The following is a 3032-nucleotide window of genomic DNA, read 5'->3' as shown; positions in this document are numbered from 1 at the left end:
GCTTTACGCCGGGCCCGTCGGTCAGTAGCGGGGACAGGATTTGAACCTGCGACCTCTGGGTTATGAGCCCAGCGAGCTACCGAGCTGCTCCACCCCGCGTCGGTGGTGCCACTCTACAGTGATCTCCGCGGCGCGGGGGCGGTGCGGGTGTACGGCCGTCAGCCCCGGACGATGTTCTCGGCCTGGGGGCCCTTCTGGCCCTGAGTCACGTCGAAGGTGACCGCGTCGCCCTCGGCCAGCTCACGGTATCCACTGCCGGAGATGTTCGAGTAGTGGGCGAAGACGTCCGGGCCGCCGCCGTCCTGAGCGATGAAGCCGAAGCCCTTCTCCGAGTTGAACCACTTCACGGTGCCGCTGGCCATGCTGATTGTCCTTCGATCTCGCCGAGGGGACCCGGCTGGTCTGGAGTTGGGGCCGTCCGTCATCGGAAAGCACCCGGCATCCGTTCTACCCCGTCGGCGCCACAACAATCCCGGCATTTACGTAGTCACCGCGTGCCGCAGTGATCTTCTTTCCGGGCAGGAAAGAAGAGGGGGAGGAGGCCCTCCTTCGTGCGGCCTGCGGCCCGGAGTCACAGACGCCGCCGATGGGGCGGCGGGCAACTCGGGCCGCGTCCGCATCCCCTCACACCTCGACCCCGCGCAAGGCGCACCTCCCATGACCGTCACCAGGACCGACTTCTCGTCCCCCTGATCGGCACCACGCTGGCCGTCGCGGGCGCCTCGATGCCGGCCCGTGCGGGCCACGGCAGCGCAACGGACGCGGGCCTGCCCGTCGGCTGGTGCCGGTGGACGGGCCCTCGCCGTCGCTCATCGGTGACTGGCCGCCGGGCGGCCGCGGGGCTCAGATCATGTTCTTGTAGATGTTCCAGCCGGTGCCGAACTTGACGCGGGCGGTGAAGGTCCCGGTGCCGGCGTTGCCCGTTGAGGTGTACAGGTACATGACGCCGTTCGGGAGGCGGGCGAGCACGTCGCCCTTGCTGTCGCCGTCGATGTCACCAGGCACGACCAGCATGTCGTACTCGTTCCAGCCGGTGGCGACCTGCTCCCGGGCGGCGAACGGCGCGGTGGACGTCCCCGTGCCCTTGTAGAGGAACAGCTGGCCGGAGGTGTCCCGGGCGAGCAGGTCGGGCCGCCCGTCGCCGGAGTAGTCGCCGGCGCCGACGAGCGCGTTGTAGGCGTTCCAGCCGCTGCCGACCTTGATGCGTGTGCCGAGCTTGGTGTACACCGCGCCGTCGCCGGGGTGCAGCCACAGCACGCCGGCGGAGTCGCGGCTGAGCAGGTCGCCCTTTCCGTCGCCGGTGAGGTCGCCGGGGCCGACCATGAGCGTGTAGTTCCACGTCGTGCTGACCTTCTGGCCGCGGATGTACAGGTCGCTGCCGATGTTCTGCACGTAACTGGCGTGGTTGTGGCTGTTGAGCCCGGTGGCGTACGTGGTGCGGGACCCGGGCGTCTCGGTGCCGGCGTTGGTCGGCGGCGACAGGTAATCGCCGTTGGCCAGGGCGTAGTACTTGGCCAGGGTGTTGTTGGTCTGGGTCATGAGGTTCTGACCCTTGCCGTAAAGCTGCGTGGTGCCGGCGCCGACCATGAACTTGTTGCGTTCCCACCCGCTGCCGTAGTACGTGGGTGCGGCGAACTTGCCTCCACCGATCGACTTGTAGAAGTACTGCAAGCCGTCACGGTTGCGGGCGACCAGGTCGCTCAGGCCGTCGCCGTCGACATCGTCCGGCCCGCTGATGACGTTGTACGTGTTCCAGCCGGTGCCGACCTTGACGCGGGGCTTGAGCGGGGCGGTGGCACTGCCGGCTCCCTTGTGGAACCACAGCTCGCCGGTCAGCGTGCGGGTGAGGACGTCGCCCAGGCCGTCGCCGTCGACGTCGCTGGCGCCGACGATCTGGTCGTAGATCCCCCAGCCGGAGCCGACCTTGACCCGCGAGTTGAAGGGCTTGCTGACCGTTCCGGTCCCCGTGTACAGCCACAGGTCGCCGACGTGGTCGCGGGCCAGCAGGTCGGGGTGGCGGTCTCCGGTGATGTCGCCAGTGGCGATGAGGCGGTTGTACTTCTGCCAGCCGCCGCCGGACCACAGTGGCGCCGACGTGGACTTCAGGCCGGCCTCGTAGAGCGTGAGCACGCCGTCGAAGGAGAGGGAGAGCAGCTCGGGCTTGGTCGTGCCGCCCACATCGCCCACCGGCAGCAGGTCCTTGAACGAGGCCTCTGGGTCGGTCTTGTAGATCGCGTAGTCGCTCCAGGCCGAGATCGACGACAGGTAGACGGCCGTGCTCTGGTCGTACTCCATGACGATCATGTCGCTGAGGCCGTCGCCGTCGACGTCGTGCCGCGGCTTGGCGGCGGCCACCCGCGCCGGCTCCGCGGCGCGGCCGGGCAGGACGACGCTCGGGTACTGGCGGTCGCTGCGCGGTGCGGGCCCGGAGGCCGACTCCGGTTCCAGTCCGGCCGCGGGCAGGGTGGTGGCGGAGCCGGGTATGCGGTGCTGTTCGGCTGCGCTGCCCGGGGCGGTGACCAGGGCGCCGGCGGCCACGGCGAGTACGCCGGCGGCCAGGGCTCGTAGTCGTCCGCGGTGAGTTGAAGACAAGATCCCCCCTGAGGATTGAGCCGGGCACGCCCGACACGTCTTGCTGTGTGCTCGGAGACACCCATCCGTGCGTGAACGGTTCCCCGTTTCCGTGCCGTGACACTGACAACGGATGGGGTCGCTTCACATCAACTCCATTTCCCACCGGCCCTGGTGGACGAGCGGATCACCGCCGTCCGCGCCGCCGACGCCGAGAACGCGCGACGCCGGCCAGCGCCGGAGCCGCCGCAGTGGTGGATCGAGTACGGCATCGGCGTACGCCGGACCCCGGAGCGGGTGCACACCGGCGACTGCCGGATGGGCAGCATGGAGGCCTTGCGTTCCGCGGGACCGGCGAACTCCCCGACCGTCACCGATGCCCAGTTCACCGTGCTGGAGGAGGAACTCGGCAAGGGCCCGTCGGCGCACGGCTTCGACGACGAACGCTGGACCCTGGCCCG

The 3032-nt window shown here is 69.4% G+C and carries 2 protein-coding genes, 1 tRNA gene and 1 pseudogene; 1 reads left to right on the top strand and 3 read right to left on the bottom strand.

Going from position 1 to position 3032, the window contains the following annotated elements:
- Window positions 1-25 precede the first annotated feature (25 nt).
- The 3 genes from ACWGIU_RS34260 to ACWGIU_RS34250 all read right to left on the bottom strand — a co-directional run bounded on the left by ACWGIU_RS34260 (window position 26) and on the right by ACWGIU_RS34250 (window position 2592).
- Window positions 26-99 (bottom strand) — tRNA-Met (locus ACWGIU_RS34260).
- 59 nt (window positions 100-158) lie between these two features.
- Complete coding sequence (locus ACWGIU_RS34255; protein ID WP_266751908.1) at window positions 159-362, bottom strand: cold-shock protein; 204 nt, start codon at window positions 360-362, stop codon at window positions 159-161.
- A gap of 481 nt (window positions 363-843) precedes the next feature.
- Window positions 844-2592, bottom strand: a complete 1749-nt coding sequence (locus tag ACWGIU_RS34250; protein WP_453712003.1) for an FG-GAP repeat domain-containing protein — start codon at window positions 2590-2592, stop codon at window positions 844-846.
- Window positions 2593-2745: 153 nt separating this feature from the next.
- Here ACWGIU_RS34250 and ACWGIU_RS34245 point away from each other — a divergent pair.
- Window positions 2746-3032 (top strand): annotated as a pseudogene (locus tag ACWGIU_RS34245) (hypothetical protein); the annotation flags it as partial.

Source organism: Streptomyces sp. NPDC054840 (assembly GCF_053611065.1).
This window is presented reverse-complemented; position numbering and strand designations above follow the sequence as displayed.

What these genes read in the sequence shown, in the direction of transcription:
- ACWGIU_RS34255 (WP_266751908.1), bottom strand. Translation starts at nt 362, where the DNA reads ATGGCCAGCGGCACCGTGAAGTGGTTCAACTCGGAGAAGGGCTTCGGC.